The sequence below is a fragment of the Burkholderia sp. 572 genome (genome assembly GCF_040545135.1).
GTDB lineage: Bacteria > Pseudomonadota > Gammaproteobacteria > Burkholderiales > Burkholderiaceae > Burkholderia > Burkholderia cepacia.
In genome coordinates, this window is sequence record NZ_JBEPLH010000004.1 from 270,561 (window position 1) to 287,793 (window position 17,233).

General features: G+C 62.7%; 24 protein-coding genes and 1 tRNA gene. 10 read left to right on the plus strand and 15 right to left on the minus strand.

What is annotated here, in order from left to right:
* Nucleotides 1-42: 42 nt before the first annotated feature.
* The 3 genes from ABIC51_RS09875 to ABIC51_RS09885 all read right to left on the minus strand — a co-directional run bounded on the left by ABIC51_RS09875 (nucleotide 43) and on the right by ABIC51_RS09885 (nucleotide 1,675).
* On the minus strand, nucleotides 43-531 hold the full coding sequence (locus tag ABIC51_RS09875; protein WP_354006453.1) for a hypothetical protein: 489 nt from the start codon (nucleotides 529-531) through the stop codon (nucleotides 43-45).
* Nucleotides 532-598: 67 nt separating this feature from the next.
* On the minus strand, nucleotides 599-868 hold the full coding sequence (locus ABIC51_RS09880) for a hypothetical protein (RefSeq protein ID WP_354006454.1): 270 nt from the start codon (nucleotides 866-868) through the stop codon (nucleotides 599-601).
* A 174-nt stretch (nucleotides 869-1,042) separates the two neighbouring features.
* A complete protein-coding gene (locus ABIC51_RS09885) occupies nucleotides 1,043-1,675 on the minus strand; it encodes a hypothetical protein (RefSeq protein WP_354006455.1) in 633 nt (210 codons plus the stop codon).
* A gap of 133 nt (nucleotides 1,676-1,808) precedes the next feature.
* Here ABIC51_RS09885 and ABIC51_RS09890 point away from each other — a divergent pair, with 133 nt between their 5' ends.
* From ABIC51_RS09890 to ABIC51_RS09900, 3 genes are all read left to right on the plus strand, one after another.
* Nucleotides 1,809-3,605 carry a DNA cytosine methyltransferase gene (locus ABIC51_RS09890; RefSeq protein ID WP_354006456.1) on the plus strand — a complete coding sequence of 599 codons (1,797 nt, stop codon included), beginning with the start codon at nucleotides 1,809-1,811 and terminating at the stop codon, nucleotides 3,603-3,605.
* Between the two features lie 292 nt (nucleotides 3,606-3,897).
* Nucleotides 3,898-4,446, plus strand: coding sequence for a hypothetical protein (locus tag ABIC51_RS09895; RefSeq protein WP_354006457.1), 549 nt, complete (start codon nucleotides 3,898-3,900; stop codon nucleotides 4,444-4,446).
* A 731-nt stretch (nucleotides 4,447-5,177) separates the two neighbouring features.
* A complete protein-coding gene (locus tag ABIC51_RS09900) occupies nucleotides 5,178-6,416 on the plus strand; it encodes a hypothetical protein (protein WP_354006458.1) in 1,239 nt (412 codons plus the stop codon).
* Nucleotides 6,417-6,687: 271 nt separating this feature from the next.
* Here the strand turns inward: ABIC51_RS09900 and ABIC51_RS09905 are convergent, their stop codons facing one another.
* Nucleotides 6,688-6,897 carry a hypothetical protein gene (locus ABIC51_RS09905; RefSeq protein ID WP_354006459.1) on the minus strand — a complete coding sequence of 70 codons (210 nt, stop codon included), beginning with the start codon at nucleotides 6,895-6,897 and terminating at the stop codon, nucleotides 6,688-6,690.
* Between the two features lie 36 nt (nucleotides 6,898-6,933).
* On the opposite strand from ABIC51_RS09905, the gene ABIC51_RS09910 reads away from it, so the two are divergent.
* The 4 genes from ABIC51_RS09910 to ABIC51_RS09925 are packed head-to-tail and all read left to right on the plus strand — an operon-like array spanning nucleotide 6,934 to nucleotide 9,114.
* Entirely contained in the window at nucleotides 6,934-7,494 is a 561-nt protein-coding gene (locus ABIC51_RS09910; protein ID WP_334046166.1) for a hypothetical protein, read from the plus strand.
* A complete protein-coding gene (locus ABIC51_RS09915) occupies nucleotides 7,491-7,727 on the plus strand; it encodes a hypothetical protein (protein WP_354006460.1) in 237 nt (78 codons plus the stop codon). The genes ABIC51_RS09910 and ABIC51_RS09915 overlap by 4 nt, the downstream gene beginning before the upstream one ends.
* On the plus strand, nucleotides 7,724-8,104 hold the full coding sequence (locus ABIC51_RS09920) for a hypothetical protein (RefSeq protein WP_354006461.1): 381 nt from the start codon (nucleotides 7,724-7,726) through the stop codon (nucleotides 8,102-8,104). The genes ABIC51_RS09915 and ABIC51_RS09920 overlap by 4 nt, the downstream gene beginning before the upstream one ends.
* Nucleotides 8,101-9,114, plus strand: a complete 1,014-nt coding sequence (locus tag ABIC51_RS09925; protein ID WP_354006462.1) for a phage Gp37/Gp68 family protein — start codon at nucleotides 8,101-8,103, stop codon at nucleotides 9,112-9,114. The genes ABIC51_RS09920 and ABIC51_RS09925 overlap by 4 nt, the downstream gene beginning before the upstream one ends.
* 5 nt (nucleotides 9,115-9,119) lie before the next feature.
* Here the strand turns inward: ABIC51_RS09925 and ABIC51_RS09930 are convergent, their stop codons facing one another.
* Together ABIC51_RS09930 and ABIC51_RS09935 are read right to left on the minus strand one after the other, a co-directional pair.
* The gene (locus ABIC51_RS09930) at nucleotides 9,120-9,353 is read right to left on the minus strand and encodes a hypothetical protein (protein ID WP_226112901.1); all 234 of its coding nucleotides are present in this window, start codon (nucleotides 9,351-9,353) and stop codon (nucleotides 9,120-9,122) included.
* Nucleotides 9,354-9,408: 55 nt separating this feature from the next.
* Nucleotides 9,409-9,930 carry a hypothetical protein gene (locus tag ABIC51_RS09935; protein WP_354006463.1) on the minus strand — a complete coding sequence of 174 codons (522 nt, stop codon included), beginning with the start codon at nucleotides 9,928-9,930 and terminating at the stop codon, nucleotides 9,409-9,411.
* Between ABIC51_RS09935 and ABIC51_RS09940 the strand changes: the two genes are divergently transcribed.
* From ABIC51_RS09940 to ABIC51_RS09950, 3 genes are read left to right on the plus strand one after another with little or no spacing between them, the layout of a single operon-like run.
* Complete coding sequence (locus ABIC51_RS09940) at nucleotides 9,929-10,627, plus strand: hypothetical protein (RefSeq protein WP_354006464.1); 699 nt, start codon at nucleotides 9,929-9,931, stop codon at nucleotides 10,625-10,627. The two genes, ABIC51_RS09935 and ABIC51_RS09940, sit on opposite strands and share 2 nt — an antisense overlap.
* Nucleotides 10,624-10,863, plus strand: coding sequence for a DUF4224 domain-containing protein (locus ABIC51_RS09945; RefSeq protein ID WP_060051606.1), 240 nt, complete (start codon nucleotides 10,624-10,626; stop codon nucleotides 10,861-10,863). Before ABIC51_RS09940 ends, ABIC51_RS09945 begins: the two co-directional genes overlap by 4 nt.
* 2 nt (nucleotides 10,864-10,865) lie before the next feature.
* Complete coding sequence (locus tag ABIC51_RS09950) at nucleotides 10,866-11,987, plus strand: hypothetical protein (protein ID WP_354006465.1); 1,122 nt, start codon at nucleotides 10,866-10,868, stop codon at nucleotides 11,985-11,987.
* A 16-nt stretch (nucleotides 11,988-12,003) separates the two neighbouring features.
* On the opposite strand, the gene ABIC51_RS09955 is transcribed toward ABIC51_RS09950, so the two are convergent.
* From ABIC51_RS09955 to ssuC, 9 genes are all read right to left on the minus strand, one after another.
* Complete coding sequence (locus ABIC51_RS09955) at nucleotides 12,004-12,477, minus strand: hypothetical protein (protein ID WP_354006466.1); 474 nt, start codon at nucleotides 12,475-12,477, stop codon at nucleotides 12,004-12,006.
* The gene (locus ABIC51_RS09960) at nucleotides 12,467-13,153 is read right to left on the minus strand and encodes a S1 family peptidase (protein ID WP_354006467.1); all 687 of its coding nucleotides are present in this window, start codon (nucleotides 13,151-13,153) and stop codon (nucleotides 12,467-12,469) included. The genes ABIC51_RS09955 and ABIC51_RS09960 overlap by 11 nt, the downstream gene beginning before the upstream one ends.
* Nucleotides 13,154-13,297: 144 nt before the next feature.
* Nucleotides 13,298-13,373, minus strand: a tRNA-His gene (locus tag ABIC51_RS09965).
* Between the two features lie 57 nt (nucleotides 13,374-13,430).
* A complete protein-coding gene (dusA, locus tag ABIC51_RS09970) occupies nucleotides 13,431-14,417 on the minus strand; it encodes a tRNA dihydrouridine(20/20a) synthase DusA (RefSeq protein ID WP_021161571.1) in 987 nt (328 codons plus the stop codon).
* A 130-nt stretch (nucleotides 14,418-14,547) separates the two neighbouring features.
* On the minus strand, nucleotides 14,548-14,793 hold the full coding sequence (locus ABIC51_RS09975; protein ID WP_011351864.1) for a hypothetical protein: 246 nt from the start codon (nucleotides 14,791-14,793) through the stop codon (nucleotides 14,548-14,550).
* Nucleotides 14,794-14,847: 54 nt separating this feature from the next.
* Entirely contained in the window at nucleotides 14,848-15,045 is a 198-nt protein-coding gene (locus ABIC51_RS09980) for a hypothetical protein (RefSeq protein WP_027787628.1), read from the minus strand.
* 139 nt (nucleotides 15,046-15,184) lie between these two features.
* Nucleotides 15,185-15,400 (minus strand): TOBE domain-containing protein, encoded by a 216-nt coding sequence (locus ABIC51_RS09985; RefSeq protein WP_006476104.1) that lies wholly within the window; start codon nucleotides 15,398-15,400, stop codon nucleotides 15,185-15,187.
* A gap of 57 nt (nucleotides 15,401-15,457) precedes the next feature.
* The gene (locus ABIC51_RS09990) at nucleotides 15,458-16,417 is read right to left on the minus strand and encodes an ATP-binding cassette domain-containing protein (RefSeq protein ID WP_059700123.1); all 960 of its coding nucleotides are present in this window, start codon (nucleotides 16,415-16,417) and stop codon (nucleotides 15,458-15,460) included.
* On the minus strand, nucleotides 16,414-17,226 hold the full coding sequence (ssuC, locus tag ABIC51_RS09995; RefSeq protein WP_027787630.1) for an aliphatic sulfonate ABC transporter permease SsuC: 813 nt from the start codon (nucleotides 17,224-17,226) through the stop codon (nucleotides 16,414-16,416). The genes ABIC51_RS09990 and ssuC overlap by 4 nt, the downstream gene beginning before the upstream one ends.
* Between the last annotated feature and the right edge of the window lie 7 nt (nucleotides 17,227-17,233).

The window sequence follows — 17,233 nt, forward strand, 5'->3', positions numbered from 1 at the left end:
CGATGAGCGCGCTTCGGACAGCCCACTTGTCACAAAGCCAGGCTACTTTTCATCGATCCAGCGCTTCGCTTCACGCTCTCCTAGACTGGCCATTTCAGCTTTCGAGCCACGATGCCCGAGGTCGCCGCTTTCCACTAAATCGCCTGGCGCATTCGGGTGATTATTTCGTGCGGACCACCGGGCTCCAAACTCCCCGTCGCCGCAGTCCATTGGTGTGAAGTCGACGCTGTAGTCGTTGTACTCGATCTCGTAGGCGTGTTGCGAGATCAACTTCCGTGCCAGCATGAGCGCGTCCCCGGCGGCCTGTCGCTCCTTAGCCTGCTGATCGGCGTTTGGATTGAACTCAGTCACCGACTGCATCGCGTTTGACCTCGTCCGCGTTGTTCGTGGTGGAACCGGGCTCGCCTGCCAACTCTCGATTTCGCTGTCGAGCGACCGGCACGCAGCTTTCAGGTACTCGGACGGCAAGTGCTCAAAGACATGTTTGATCGCAATCTCCAATGCGGCCAGTCGTTTTTCAGTGTCGCTCACGGAAGTGTCCAATTTGAGTGATGTTCGACGAGCGTGCCACGCGCTCGTCATGCCGAAAGTCTTACGGTCAAAGCCCGTCTGTCGTGAGGTCCGGATGCGTTCGATCGATTATCGACCGCCCTTCTTTGAAAGCAGCCTGAACTGCCGTCGCTTCGTCGGGAAAATCGGCAGACGAGTGAGTGAAACGACGAACGCTCGCCTCCACCCTAATGACTGCGCCAGGTCGATTCACGTAGCCCGTATAGCTATATGGAACCTGTTGCCCGGGCGATGGATTGTGCTTCAACACAGGGAGAACGTGGATTTCAAAGCCCTTGTACGTTTCATTGCGCCACATCACGGCTCTCCTTTGGAAGGTTCGTTAAATCCTTTAGCACGGTGCTCTCGAACGTCCACAGTTTCCGGCAACTGAGCAGCAGCGCGCGGCTTACCTCGGTCCGCGCGTTTTTCTGAGGGCGCCGATTCTCGGCGCCCTTCTTTTTCTGATCAGCCATGTGATCGTGATGCGGGGCTAGATCAGATTTCTGTGCCGTACATAGGTAACGATTTGATCCCTCGCGTTGTCGACGTATCCAGCCTGTTCGACGAGAACCTTATGTTCAAGCGTGTTCACTCGCTCCGGATAGTGCTGACCAAGGTACTGCACTTTCATCTCGGATAGTGCGCGAGAAGCATCGGAGATGCGTTCGCAGGCTGATCGAAGCATGATCACCGGCAACACGAGTTCAGTCGACGGCAACTCAAGAACAGGGATCTCGCGCAATGCGAGCCCAATGACTTCAATACGATTTGGATCGTGCTCCCCCTTCAGGAACCGATCCGCATCTTCGTCGCTGGAGAAGCTCGATACCATGAGATTGACAGTCGTCAGCGCCTCGTTGGCGATGGCTATCAAATGCATCGCGCGAATACGAAGACTCTCTTGCTGGTCAGCGATTTGAAGCGCCCGCTGCTTGTCGAATTGCCATTTCACGAGCCAGCCAGACGCGAGAATCGCACCAATGGCCCCTGTTGCCTGAACCCAAGCAGCCATAAGTTCGGGGCTGTACGAGCGTGTGCCGGCGGATGTCGCGCCGAATCCAGAAATGATGATCGTGGCAGCGATCCCACCAAGCACCGCCAATACCGCTTTCCAATTTTTCATCGCACCCTCGTTTGTTTTGGTTCAAATCGTAGCACGACCAACCTATCCCAAAGCCGCGCAAATTCCGTTGCCACGGATGCGCGGCTTCTTTTATGGGCGGCCTGCAAGGCGCCCGCTTTATATTCCGACATCTATGAACGTTCAGCGCGTGTACAACAGCTTCGGATTCTGCTGCGGCCTCGGCGGCGGTGCGAAGGGATTCATCAAGGCCACCTCTCGCGTCGGCAACATGACCGCGACATGGCGCTGCATTGGCGGGATCGACAACGATCCGGCGGCCGCGCGCGACTTCGAAACGCTGGTCGGCACGCCGTGCACGGTCTTGGACCTGTTCACGCGCGAGCAGTACACCGCGTTTCACGACGTCGAGCCGCCGGCCGGCTGGCGCGAGGCTACCCCGGAAGACGTGCGCCGCGCCGCCGGCTACCAGCATCCGCACTGCGTGTTCATCTCCTCTCCATGCAAGGGCGCGTCCGGCCTGCTGTCGGAAACACTCAGCCGCACGCCGAAGTACCAGGCGCTCAACGAGCTGACGCTGCGCTGCGTCTGGCTGATGTGCGAGGCATGGAAGGACGACCCGGTCGAGCTCATCGTGTTCGAGAACGTGCCCCGGCTCGCGACGCGCGGCCGCCACCTGCTTGACCAGATCGGGCAGTTGTTCCAGCACTACGGCTATGCCAAGAACGAGACGACGCACGACTGCGGCGTGATCGCCGGCCTCGCGCAGAGCCGCAAGCGATTCCTGCTCGTCGCGCGGCACATGGAAAAGGTGCCGGCGTGCCTGTACGAGCCGCCGGTCAAACGCCTGCAGGGCGTCGGGACTCTGCTCGGCCGCATGCCGCTGCCCGGCGACGTCGAGGCCGCCGGCCCGATGCACCGCGTGCCGTCGTTGCAGTGGAAAACGTGGGTGCGCCTCGCGTTCGTCGAAGCCGGCAGCGACTGGCGCAGCCTGAACAAGCTCGCGATCGAGAACGGTCACCTGCGCGACTACCTGATCGTGCCGGACATGCACAACGGTGTGCTCGGTGTGAATCGCTGGGACGAGCCGAGTGGAGTCGTCGCCGGCGCGAGCCGCCCCGGCAACGGCTCATTCTCGGTCGCAGACCCGCGATTTGCGCAGAGCGCGAAGTGGAACGACGGCCACGCCTATGGCGTGCTGCCGTGGGATGACCACTGCGGCACGATCGCGGGGCAGCAGACACCGGGACAGGGCTACTACACCGTCGCCGACCCGCGTCACGGCGGCCCGGCGAAGCACAACAACGAATTTCGGATCGTGCCGTGGGATGACGCTGCAGGCGCGGTCACCAGCGCTCACGGCACCGGCCAGTGTGTGCAGGATCCGCGTTCGTCAACCGGGTTCGAAGGCGCCGGCAAGTACCGCGTCACGGGCTTCGACGAACCGGCGGGCACGGTCATCGCGCGCAGCGACAGTGGTCAAGGCGCATTCGCGGTTGCCGACCCGCGCCCGGGCATGCGCCGCGAGCGCGGCGACGCGTACCTGACTGGCGGCCACTACGGAGTCGTCGGCTGGGACCAGCCCAGCGGCGCAGTGTCGGCCGCCGCCGGCCACGACAACGGCCGCTGGTCCGTCGCCGACCCGCGCATGCCCGCGGCGAACAAGAAGACTGTCGCCGTCATACGCGCGCTCGACGGCACGTGGCACCGACCGTTCACCACGCTCGAGCTGGCAGTCCTGCAATCGCTCGTGGAACCGGAGGAGCAGCTCGAGCTCGACGGCCTTTCCGACCAGGCGTGGCGCGAGCGGATTGGCAACGCGGTGCCGCCGGACGCCGCGCAGGCGATCGCCGAAGCGATGGGCACGACGTTGCTACTTGCGGAGTCCGGGGAAACGTTCCTGCTTTCGTCGACGCCGGTCTGGGTTCGGCCGATCGCGATCGCGCTGACCGTCGCCCCGCAGACCTTCTAAGTCAGAGGTCCCTTATGCCCTGTACCCCGTTCCGCCTTCCCGGTGGCATCTCCGGAATCATCTGCACACGGGGTCGTAAGCGTGCGCACCACTGCTCGGTCGACGGCTGCACCGCGCCAAGCGGCTTCCAGTGCGATTTCCAGACGAAGCCGGGAAAGACATGCGACCGGCACTTGTGCGCGGCGCATGCGCACCTGGTCGGCGCAGATACCCACTTCTGCCCTACGCACCTCGCGGAGTCGAGCGGCAAAAAGCAGGGCGACCTATTCGCATGACCATCGAGGCTCACACCATGACCACCAACACCTACGGCGGCTATACCGTCGACCAGCTGCGCGAGTTCATCCGCCATCACTACGACGCGGAGCATGGTGGCGACAACATCGACGAACTCACGAACGACAGTTCGGCGAGCGTCAAGATCGTGCGCGACCTGCTCGACGCCATCGAGCCGCAGCAGGACGGAGATCTCCTGCGCCCGATCGCGCGCTGGGTCTACAACGCGGTGCGCGTGAATCTCGACCTGCTCCACGGTATCTGCGGCGAATTCGGTTGCCCGCAGGGCGAAGACGTTGCGGCGTGGCTGCGCGCGCGGCTCACGCAAGCGCCGGCGCCGTTCCAGCAGCGCGTGCAGCCGTGGATGCTGGCGTGCTTCGGCGCCAAGATCTCGGCGGACAAGCTCGAGCGCAATCACCGGTTCTTCGAAGAGGCCGGCGAGCTCGTGCAGGCATGCGGGATGACGCGCGAAGAAGCACACGCGCTGGTCGCCGTCGTGCTGGTTCTCGCCGCCACCCAGCAGTGGGATGAATCAGCACGCTGCGCATCGACCTACTGCACCTAGCTATGGGAAGGCCTAGCTTTCGTCGGGCATATGGAAGGTTCGACGGACAGGCTGCAGGAACTCTCCACCGAGCCCCCAACCGGATTCGTATAGCAGCGCTGGAGAATATCCCGTCGTTGCCGTTGGACTCGAAGATTTACATCTCGCTATCCCGCCGCCAAGGCTGTACGAAATCAACAGCCCCGGCCCTCTGGGCTTCTCAACGTATGTCAGAGATCCCGGAATGTTAACGATCAAGTAGTCGTCATGCGCAAACGCGCTCATCGACGTACTGAGGAGGATCGCGGCAAGCAATGCCGCAATGTACTTGAAAGGACCATGCACGATCGCACCCCCGCGTGTTTCGGTGCGAATCGTAGCACGACCACCTTCCCCCAAGCCGCGCAAATTCCGGTGCCTCGGATGCGCGGCTTTTCTTGTGGGCGGCTTGTATAGCGCCCAGTTTTTTCAATCTACTTCGAAAAATTGAGTCCTCGGGTGACCGCGTCGCCATATGACGCACCGGCTTTCGCATTCGCAGCGCACTCGCCTAGCATCTGCTCCTGGCGCGCCCTATCGGCGGGATCCGAACTACCCACCGTGTCGTGCAGATACACAGCTGCGTCCATGCAAGTCTTTTCCGTTTTGGTGTACATCTGGAACATCGGATAGGCGATTGCAAAAATCATAGCCAGAACGGCGAAGTACAAGATTCTCACCACAGCTCTCCATCATTGGCCGAAGGAATATTCATGACGACTGGGAACGAAAATAGCCCGCTCACGCGAAGCGCGAGCGGGCAAAAAAACGGAACAGCAATCGATGCACGAGGACTGTCCTCCGCAGATAACGGCATGACGGCAGAAAACATTAGGCAACGAAAGAGCCCCGCTCCCGAACTGGCGAGCGAGGCGGCAGATCAGCGGCCGAGTACGGAGAACTCGACCGCCGTGGGCATTGTCGACGCGCAAGCAGCCAGCGGCAATGGGACGAGTTCGAAAGTTGGCCGCGCTGATGCGCTGACGCGTGAATCGATCGAAGCAATCGCGCGCAAATACGCGGGAGCCTACTTCTCCGGCCTGCTGTTTCAGGATGCGGATTCGTTCGCGCGATTCTCCGACGATCTGATCCTCGCCGCATCCCCTCTCGAGCAGCCCGCAGCAGCGCCGAACGACTCGGGCACGGTATCAGTCGCGTGTTTTTCGGGAAGCTACCCGCACGGTACGATTACCTACAGTCAGCTCGCACCCTCGCCAGCGGACGAGCGGGCGGCGTTTCCGCGCTACGCCGAATGGCTGCACCTGCGTACGCATGGCGAATGGTCGAGCGGCGTACCTGAGTGGGCGCGCGACCATTCCGGCCGCATGAACGACTTCACTGCCGCGAGCGCAGTGATCGAAGAACTCGCTGCCGCCCGCGCCGCATCTGCCACCGAGACGGTGACGGAAGGGGCGACTTGCCGGACATGCAGCGGCCGCGGAATGATCGGCGGACCGTCCTACTATGCGCCGGACGAAGGCGGCGAGCCGTGTCCCGATTGCGCCGCCCCGCAGCCCGCGCAGGCAGCAACGCCCGTATTGACGAACGCCATGCGCGCGGTCATCACGAACGAATCCGGAGCATATCAATCTGCCGATGACCTCTACGCTGCGTTGTGTGCGGCGGCCGGCGATGAACGTCCCGCGCAGGCAGACGCTCGGGTCGGGATGACGGACGAGCAGCGCGAAGCAATGCACGAAGTTATAAGAGCGGCTGGCGGATACACGCGTGGGCTACTGGATGCAATGTTTTTTGCAGCCCATCCGGGCCAGCCGGAGCCGCGCGCCAAGGTGACGGACGATGACAAGGAAGACGCCGCGCGGTGGCGCCATTTTTACGGCGGCCATTACATCATCTGCAAGGTCCACACAGACGGAACGGTGAAGAACTTGGGAGGCGGATACGTCGCGAAATACGCCATCGACGCCGCCCGCACCGGAGCCTCATCATGAAAGAGCCGATTCAGTCGCGCGAGGAAGTTGCGGCGCAGCAACCGACTACGACCAGTTCAGTGGCGCACACCGTCGACTAGAAACCAAGTCCGCGCCTCAAGCGCTGCGGCAACGGCCCGGGCTAGCGATGCGCCGCAATTGGGGCACTCATAGTGCTCCTCGAATGGAGCGCTCCTCCGTGTAACAACCGCAACCAATTCGAGATGCCGCGGCTGCAAATCGGCAGATTCGCCATGGATAGCGACGCACTCTCTGCATGGGGTCACGGTCTTCATGAGTACCGGCTTAACCATTCTTCGGAAAACTGCTTCGCGTAGGCGACCGCTTCGGCCTCGGTGTCGAACTCGCCGAGTTTCCGAAAGGCCGCCTCGCGGCTGAATCCCACCTTCGTCACTTCCACCTGCGCGGCGAACTCGTCGTCGTCGGTCAGGCGTGGCGTGCAATTCATCTCATACCCACGCATCAGGAAAACCGTCTTCATCTGGTGCTCGCTGGAAAATACCGGAGGAATCGTAGCATGTCGACGTCGACACGGAACCCGTGGACGACCGGCGAGATACGTCTGCTCGCCCGCCTCTATCCGTCCCACATCCCATCCAAAGCGCTCTACGCGGCGTTTCCGCGACATCCACGGAAGTCGGTGCAGACCTATGCGCGGACGGTGCTAAAGATCTCGCGGCCGCCGCGCGACCACAAGTCGGTCGCGGCGCCGGCATGGAATCACATGCGCGCCATTCTCAAAACGGAACAGCTGTCGGTTCGCGAGCTGGTGAAGCGCTGCGGAGTCTCGCAGCAGCGCGTCAGCGAACTGCTGACGATCCACCGCACCGAGGTGCACATCGTCGATTGGATTCCGCCCGTCGGTCGAGCGCAGTGGCGCCCTGTTTGGGCTGTCGGAAATGCGCCGGACGTGCCGTGCCCGGCTGCGATCAAATCGAAGGCAGCGCGCGCCGCCCGAAGCGCCATGAAGCGCAATCCGTTTCTCACTGCGGCCGGCCTCGTGACGATCCCAGTCGGCGAGCCCGGCCGGATCTTTCAACAATCCATGGACGACACCGACGAGGAGCTTGCGGCATGAGCACCCGAACCATCATCGAGATCAACCACGACTTCCTGCTTCGGCTGCTGGCCGATCCCCTCGCCCTCGCCGACACACTGCGCTCGGTTTGCTGCGACCACCAGTCCGAGTTGAACGAAGACAACGGCCGCGGCCGGCCGCTCGACCTCGGCGACGGCCTCCGCATCATCTACCGCCGGCATCACTCCGAGGATGTGCGGTTCATCACCAAATACGTGGACATCCAGATATGAGCGCTCTTTTCTATGTTCAGGACAGCCGCTCGTTCGTAGGCAACGACGTTCTGTGGTGGGCTCAGGGCGGTAGCGGATACACGACCGATCTGCGCAAAGCGCACGTGTACACGCAGGAAGAAGCGCAGGCACGCCACAACGAGCGCGCGACTGACATCCCGTGGCCGAAGGATTACATCGACTCGAAGTGGCGACCGGCCGTCGATTTCCAGCATATCAAGCGCGACCAGGCGCTCGCTGGCACCGGAATCACGGTGACCAAGCCTCGGAAGCAGCGCGCCGATCTCGTGAACTGCGTCGGCTGCGGCCGGTTCCTGCGAGACGCTGACCGATATTCACTCGACTGCCCACACTGCGGCGCAGACAACAGACCATGAGCGAGAACAGCAAAATCGAATGGACGGACTCGACGTTCAATCCGTGGGAAGGCTGCCAGAAGGTCGGCCCCGGATGCGACCACTGCTACGCCGAAGCACGTAACGCGCGGTTCGGCGGCGGTACGGCCGTGAACTGGGGCCCCGGCGCGCCACGCCGCCGCACGTCGGCCGCGAACTGGCGCAAGCCGCTCGCTTGGAATGCTGCGCACGCCGACTTCTTCGCCGAGCACGGCCGTCGCCAGCGCGTGTTCTGCGCGTCGCTCGCCGATGTGTTCGACAATGCCGTCCCGGACGCATGGCGCGCGGACCTGTTCGATCTGATCTGGAACACCCCGCACCTCGACTGGCTGCTGCTCACGAAACGCATCGGGAATGCCCGGCCGATGATCAGCCGGGCGCTCGAACTCGCCGGGCGCGGCGTCAACACACCGTGGCCGTGGTCGAATGTCTGGATCGGCGCGACGATCGTCAACCAGGAAGAGGCCGACCGCGACATCCCGAAGCTGTTCACGGTGCCCGCGCACGTGCGCCTCCTGTCGATGGAGCCTTTGCTCGGACCTGTCGACATCTCGCGCCACCTCGACTACTGCGAAAAGCTGGACAAGCACGGCATCAGCCGACGCGTCGGCGGTCAACACATCAAGTGCGACGAGCATTGCGGTATTTCCTGGGTCATCGTCGGCGGCGAGAGCGGCCCTGGTGCGCGGCCGATGCATCCCGACTGGGCCCGCTCGCTGCGGGACCAGTGCGCGGCCGCCGGTGTGCCGTTCCTGTTCAAGCAACACGGCGAATGGGCGCCAGGCTCTGGCGACTTCGGCGCGGGCCGTATTGAAACGGCGGCTATCGCGCTTGACGGTCGAGTCGCCGTGGGCGGCTACCGCGTAGATGACTACCCGCGCGGCGCCACGAGCGGCGATGGCTGGTCCATGGTTCACCGCGCAGGCAAGCGCACTGCCGGCCGGCTACTCGACGGTCGCACGCATGACGAATTCCCGGAGGTCATCCGATGACGCAATTACTTTGTCGGCAACCCTTCAAAGTCATACTCCTCGAAGATCTTCGCATCCGTGTCCGCGAGCACGCCGCGCGCCGCGGGCGGCCCTTCGAGATAGATTCCGCTCGCATGCTCCGGCGCAATACCCTTCGGATAAAAGTGGACATGCATTTCCCTCGTGTACTCCGGATGTCCGCGCATGCGCTCGTTCACCATTTCGATGTATTGGACGCGCGTCAAACTGGGCTTTGCCATATCGATCTCCGTGATCGTTGTTCGGGAATCCTAGTATGACCGAACGCCTTCCTTCTTATATCGAGACAGCCGTACTCGTGATCTTGTTTGCCAAGTCGAAGCACAATTTATTCGCTTCTCGAATGGTCCTGAACAATCCATCGAAGTCGGCCGCATCCATCTTGCGATGTCTGGCAATTGCCTCTTCAAGATCATTTCGCAGCTGACGGATGGCGGACCTAAGCATCAGTGTTGGCCTGACGAAGTCCGGCGAAGGGAGATCGTGAAGCGGAATTTCATTAAGAACCCGCTCCATACCGCGAACCTCGTCCATTTCAAAGCGCGCCATTCCGCTGGCAACACGGTGCAATGCTGCGCGATCTGGCAATTCGCGTTGAACATAGCTTGTGACACTCGTCACGCTTTCGGCTATTTCTCGAAGAATAGACGCGACTTCTTTTCGCCTACGTCGCTCGCTCGCGACCTGCAGTCTGCGAGCGCTGTAGCCGGCCCACACAATTGCGACAACCGACGCAACGGCCTGAACCCACGATGCCGTACCTGGATGACACTCAATCCAACCGTCAATGCATACCATGCGTGAACTCCCGATTTTATTTTCCGGCCCGATGGTACGGGCCATCCTCGAAGGTCGCAAGACGCAAACGCGGCGCGTCGTGAAGCTGCCGCACAACAACCCGCTCGGTGTGTGGGAACCGACGAAAGCCGGCGGCGGCTCCGTGAAGTATGTCGGTGGGACGCCCGCGCCAGAGCTGGCCGCGATCTGGCACACGCGTACCGGCGATTGCTACGTCTGTCCGCATGGTGACGTCGGCGACCGTCTATGGGTTCGCGAAACGCACGAGGTGCGACGCATTGGCACCGAGACGTTCGAAGGCGGCCGCTCGGTACGCCGCTATGCCGGCCTGGCTTACCAGGCTGACGACGGCCGCGCCGAGGTCGACATCGATCTCAACACATTCCAGGCGCTCGACGCCAAGGAATCCCGCGGCTGGTCACCGTCCATCCACATGCCGCGATGGGCGTCGCGCATCACGCTTGAGATCACCGGCGTGCGCGCCGAGCGCCTGCAGTCGATCAGCGAGTCGGATGCTCGCGACGAAGGCGTAACGATCGAGGACCATCACATGCGCGGGTACTGCGACGGAGCTTTCCGGCCGCCGAGCATCCGCGCTTTTCACGATCTCTGGGACAGCCTGAACGCCTCGCGCGGGTACGGCTGGGACACGAACCCATGGGTCTGGGTCGTGGCATTTCGAAGGATTGCATCATGAGCCTCTACCTCACCACCCCGGAGCTGGCCGAGCTGGTCGGTTGCAAGCCACGCAGCCACGCGTGCATGAAGCGCTGGCTTGAGCGCAATCACTGGCCGTTCGCGGTCAACATCGCCGGCGTACCGCTCGTCGCGCGCGAGTACTATGACGCCCGCATGAACGGCACCGCCCCCTCGACACCCGCGCGCCGGCACCGTACCGCCGCATCAGAAGAACCGAACTTCGCCGCACTGTAATCATGATCGGACGACGAAAACGGCCGGACGGGTTGCCCTTCCGGCTCTACGCCCATTACGGGAAACACAAGGTCAGCTTCGGCTACAAGCTGCCCAATGGCAGATGGGCATTCCGCCTGTCGGCCCCGGCCCACAACAAGGAAGCCCTCGCCGAGATCCGCAAGCAGGCGATCGAGCGCGCGGAGGCGCTCAACGGGAACGCGATCGAACCTGGCACGGTCGAGGCGCTCGTCGCCCGCTACTTCGAATGGCAGGATGGTTTGCCGCACACCGACGAGCGCCGCAAGGCTCAGTCCACGCTCGACGAGAACCGCGTCGAGTCGAAGCGGCTGGTCAAGGTTTTCGGGAAGATGGCGCCGGCCGCGATCAAGCCGGAGCACGTGTACGGCTACCTCGACAAGCGCGCGCAGCTCGGCGCGCCGGCGAAGGCGAACAAGGAAATCGCCCTCCTGTCCGCAGTCCTCGAATACGGCCGGCGCCGCGGCGAGCTCGAAACGAACCCGTGCCGCGGCATCGAGTACAACCCCACGCGGCCGCGGCAGAGGTACGTGACACAGGACGAAATCGAGCTCGCCGTCGAGGTCGCGCGATCGCGTCGCAGCGTGGGCGACCAGCATGCCAGTTCGACGTACGTGATCCTCGCCCTCTGCGTGAAAGCGGCGTACCTGACCGTCAGCCGTCCGACCGAGATGCGCGAGTTGCACCGCCAGTCGATCACGGCCGACGGCGTCGAAGTGCCGATCGCGAAGCGCAAGGCCGGTGAGCAACAACGCGTGAAGCTGGTCCTGTGGTCACCTGAGCTGAAGGCAGTGATCGACGAAGCACTCGCGCTGCAGCGCACGTCGAGTGTGCACGTGTTCGGCAATACTGCCGGCCAGGTGTACACGCGCAGCGGGTGGAACACGAACTGGTCGCGCTTGATGGGTTATTGCGAGAAGGAGGCGCAGGCGCGCGGCGTGCCGTTCGAACGGTTCGCGCTGCGCGACATGCGCCCGGCGGCCGTGACCGATCGCCAGGAGGAAGGCGACGACCGGATTATCGACGCGACCGGCCATGCGGACGAGCGCATGGTGCGAAAGACGTACGACCGCAGGCGCCAGAGAAAAGTCCGTGCGACGCGTTGATCTCAGTGCGAACGAATTACGAGGCTGCCTTGTTGGCCTCGCAGTACGCATTCCGGCCAATCTTAAGGGCCGCCATGAGCAAAAGCGTTACCGCGCCCGCAAGCACACCCACTGGAAGTGAATATTGCGAAGAGGCAGCTGTCGCGATAATCGTAATCAAATTTTTCACAGTACTGAGCCCCTCTTTGCGTTCATTCTTATACCGTGCTGAATTTGTGCATAGCAGGTCTATGATCTCGCGCTTGACGTAGCCTGTGATCGGCGCGGTATTTTCCGGATCAGAACCTGAAGTTCGCGTCGGGACAACGATACCGACAACCCGAGACTCGCCCAAGAGACTCATCGCCAACGCATCAATCTGCACCACTTCTACTGTGGGGTTACGGACGATCTCCAGTAGTTGGTCCCTCTGGTACGGCGCAACCACGTCAGTGATTGCCTCGTAGAATTCCGCCTCATTGAAGGGCGCATCCAGCGTTTCAGCGCACATCCAACCCCTCCGCCCTCATTAGATCAATCCCATATGAGATTGACGTTCCGAATCCGATTGCCGTATCACCACTGGGGTCGATACCGAAGATTTGTACGCCACCCTGTCGAATCGGGGAAAAACGGCCGGATACAACTCCCACAACTTTGTTCGTAGCTATATCAACAAGCGGGCCGCCACTGGTTCCGCCGTGGATGGTCGCATCTAGCTGAAATTGCTTCGTGCCACTTTCGGAGAGGACTTTTGCACTTACGATTGATGCGCCGAGATGGCGTACATGCAGCGATTGACCCGAGAACGGGAAACCTGCGTAAGCAACCGAAGCGCCGATGAGCAGATGATCTTCTTCAAGGAAGATGTCATCTGGCATTGTGATGTCTAGGTTGGCTTTGACTTTCAAGAGCGCAAGGTCACGCGTCGCATCGAATTGTTTGACCTCGACGTCCAGCAGGTTCATCGCACGTTGACTCAACGGCACGAATGCATTTTGCGGTCCAAACGGGAAATAGATTCCCAAGCTGTCGGTAAGATTGAAGGAATGAGCGCACGTCAAAATATAGCCAGCGCGGTGGCAAATGAACGCACTCCCCAATCCCAAAGCAGCGTGCTTCTGTCTATCGAGGCGCATCAGCATCCCCGTGAGGCCTGCAATCGACTGCGCGAACTGCCTGAGCATTTCCACTCCCCGTTGCGATACAGAAGACGCAAAAAAGCCCGCTCATCGGCGGGCTCTTGCTTCACTATCTTCCAAATTTTGGAATCTCATCTTCCAAAACCTGTAACACATCAGCTTAATTCTGCTGCAAGTGCTTGAATTTGTTGGGGTGGCTGATGGGACTCGAACCCACGACGACAGGAATCACAATCCTGGACTCTACCAACTGAGCTACAGCCACCACTGTTACTGCTTTTTGTTCTTCGCTGCTTTTGTGTTTCAGCAGCGAAGAACAAGATTATACGAACACTTTTGAATCTTGCAAAGCTTTTTTTTCAAAAACTTCTTCGGCCTCGTTCAGATGCGCGCGCGCCTCGTCGAACACGGCCAGATCGCCGCGTGCGAGCTTCTTGTTGTCCGACAGCACACGACGCCAGCCACGTGCACCGGGCATGCCGCGATACAGTCCGAGCGCATGCCGCACGATCGCGCCGAGGTAGGTGCCGCGCTTCAGTTCGGCCGCGCAGTATTCGATCAGCTTCGCCTCCGCCTCTTCGCGCGTCGGCGTCGCTGCCGTCGATCCGTAGAAGCGTGCATCGACCTCCGCGAGCACGTACGGGTTGTGATACGCCTCGCGGCCGAGCATCACGCCGTCGACATGCTCGAGATGCTGCGCAACCTCGTCGAGCGTCGTGATGCCGCCGTTGATGACGATCTCGAGCGAAGGAAAATCGCGCTTCAACCGATACGCATAGTCGTACTTGAGCGGCGGGATCTCGCGGTTCTCTTTCGGCGACAACCCTTTCAGGATCGCATTGCGTGCATGCACGACGAACGTTTCGCAGCCAGCCTCGGCCACCGTGCCGACGAAGTCGCGCACGAATGCGTAGTCCTCGACCGCGTCGACACCGATCCGGTGCTTGACCGTAACCGGCACCGACACCGCATCGCGCATCGCCTTCACGCAGTCCGCGACGAGCTGCGGCTCGTTCATCAGGCACGCGCCGAACGCGCCGCGCTGCACACGCTCGGACGGACATCCGCAATTCAGGTTGATTTCGTCGTAGCCCCACTGCTCGCCGAGCTTCGCCGCGCGCGCCAGATCGTCGCGCTCGCTGCCGCCCAACTGCAGCGCGACCGGCGATTCGTTCGGCGTGAACGCAAGATGCCGCTGGGCATCGCCGAACAACAGCGCGCCCGTCGTGATCATCTCCGTATACAGCCACGTATCGCGCGTCAGCGTCCGGTGGAACGAACGGCAATGACGGTCGGTCCAGTCGAGCATAGGCGCGACGGATACGCGGCGAGGGGGAAGCGAGGACGGTACGGACATGGATTTCGGGCAACAGGCCAGACGGCGCGGAAACAACCCGGCATTTTACCGCAACAGCGGGCAGGCCTGCCCGGCATGCACGCTACCCCTCGCCCAGCTCCGCATCGACCGCCCGCCGCGCCTCGTCCAGCACGCGCTCGATCACGCGTCGTTCGGTCAGCAGGATCCCGTCCACCTTGACGAGCCGCCAGTCGATCCGCACGGCATCGCCCTGCAGCACGCGGTAATGCGCATGCTCGCCGTCCCAGACCTGCTCGGTCTTCACCTCGATCTCGAAGCCGCGGTACGGCTCGCTGAAATCGCCGAGGTCGCTGCCTCTCGGTTCCATCGCACGCTCCGTGGCGACGCAGCGCCGGCCGCCCGCGCGGCCGGCGCCGTGCGCTCAATCGTATTCGTCGGACAAAAAGGATTTGCCATCGGCCGTCAGGTCGACCCGGTCGGCCGCCGCCTGATAGATCAGCCCCTCGTTCAGCAATGCGTAGACGACGTCGTCGAACGCAGCGGGAACCGGCCGGCTTTCACCGAACTGGTCGATCCACTTCAGCGCCTCGATGGCTTCGGGGGAAAGGATGGGGGTCATGCGTGGCCTCCGGCATCGGTGTCGCTCCATCCTAGCACTTCGTCCGGACGTCGAATACCAAGGCAAACGCGCTGCGCAAATGCCGGGCGGCGCCAACGGGCAGGCTGCCCGCGGCGCCGCACCGGCGCGGGACACGCGCTCAGAGGCGTGCGATCGATACTTCGGTCGATTTCACGAGCGCGACGACTTCCGCGCCGACCTTCAGTTCGAGTTCGTCGACCGAACGGGTCGTGATCACCGACGTGACGATGCCGAACGGCGTCTCGACGTCGACCTCGGAGACCACGGATCCGCGAATGATCTCCTTCACCTTGCCCTTGAACTGGTTACGTACGTTGATTGCAGTGATGCTCATCAGGTTGATCGCTCCGAAGAAAAAGATCTCAGAACGGGCGGCCGCTGCCGCCCGGATTTAAACGGCCCAGCGGATCTGCCCGACCGGTCGAACGTTGTCTGCCTCGTGCACCTCGCCCTGTGCGTCCGTACCGGGCCCGCCGGCGAGCACGCGTTTCAGCACGCGGTCCTCCAGCGCCGCAAACGCGGCCGATGCGCGGGCGCGCGGCCGGTCGAGCGGCACCGGCTGATCCAGCGCCACGCGCCCCTGCTCGATGAGCAGGATGCGGTCGCCGAGCGCGACGGCTTCCTGCACGTCGTGCGTGACGAGCAGCGCGGTGAACCGATGCTCACGCCACAACCGCTCGATCAGTGCATGCATCTCGATGCGGGTCAGCGCGTCGAGCGCGCCGAGCGGCTCATCGAGCAACAGCAGTTGCGGCCGGTGAACAAGCGCGCGGGCCAGTGCCACACGCTGCCGCTGGCCGCCCGACAGTTGCGCGGGCCAGTCGTTCGCACGCTCCAGCAGGCCGACTTCGTCGAGCACCGCGCGCGCTTTGTCGCGCGCGCCGCGTCCGAGGCCCAGCATCACGTTCTGCAGCACGGTCTTCCATGGCAGCAGGCGCGCATCCTGGTACATGATCCGCGTGTCGAGCACGCCGCCGCCTTCGCCACGCGTCACGAGCGCGCCGCTGCTCGGCTGCTCGAGCCCGGCGACGAGACGCAGCAGGGTCGACTTGCCGCAGCCGCTGCGGCCGACAATCGCGACGAAGCTGCCGCGTGCGATGCCGAGCTCGACGTCGTCGAGCACCGTGCGTGCGCCGAAGCGCTTGCTGACACCCGACAGCGTCACCGCATCGTCGGGTGCCGGGCTTCCTGCCCGCCGCCGCGCGAGCGGAACGATGGACGCACTGCCGTCACGGTCGAGGATCGCCGCATCCCGCGCGTCGCCGTCCGTGACACGCGCCTGCGCCAGTTCGACCTCGAGGTCTGCGCCGGCAAGCGGGCCGTAGGCGGCCGCCGAAGTCGTCGCATTCATGCCTTTGCTCCTGATTGATAAGCCGGGTGCCAGCGCAGCGTCACGCGCTCGAGCCATTTCGCCAGCACGTCGGCCAGCTTGCCGAGCACCGCGTACAGCAGGATGCCGACCACCACCACGTCGGTTTGCAGGAATTCACGCGCATTCATCGTCATGTAGCCGATGCCCGACTGCGCCGAGATCGTTTCCGCGACGATCAGCATCACCCACATCAGCCCGAGCGCAAAGCGCACGCCGACGAGAATCGACGGCAGCGCACCGGGCAGGATCACGTCGCGGTACAGCGCAAAGCCGCGCACGCCGTAGCTCTTCGCCATCTCGATCAGGTTGGCGTCGACCGAGCGGATCCCGTGGTACGTGTTGATGTAGACCGGAAAGAATACCCCGAGCGCGACGAGGAACAGCTTCGCCTTCTCGTCGATGCCGAACCACAGGATCACGAGCGGAATCATCGCGAGCGCCGGGATGTTGCGGATCATCTGGATCGTCGAATCGAGCGCGACCTCGGCCGCCTTCGACAAGCCGGTCGCAAGCCCCAGCGCGAGGCCGACACCGCCGCCGATCGCGAAACCGAACAGTGCGCGCCATGTGCTGACTTTCACGTTCGCCCACATTTCCCCCGACGTCACGAGCGACCACGCCGCTCGCACGACCGCCACGGGTTCGGGCAGCACGCGGGTCGACAGCCAGCCGACGCGGGCGCCGACTTCCCATGCCACCAGCAGCGCGAGCGGCACGAACCACGGCGCGACGCCGCGCCATGCGCGGGCGGCCAGGGCCGCCCCCGTCGCCGACGTTTTCGTTGTCATCGCAGGC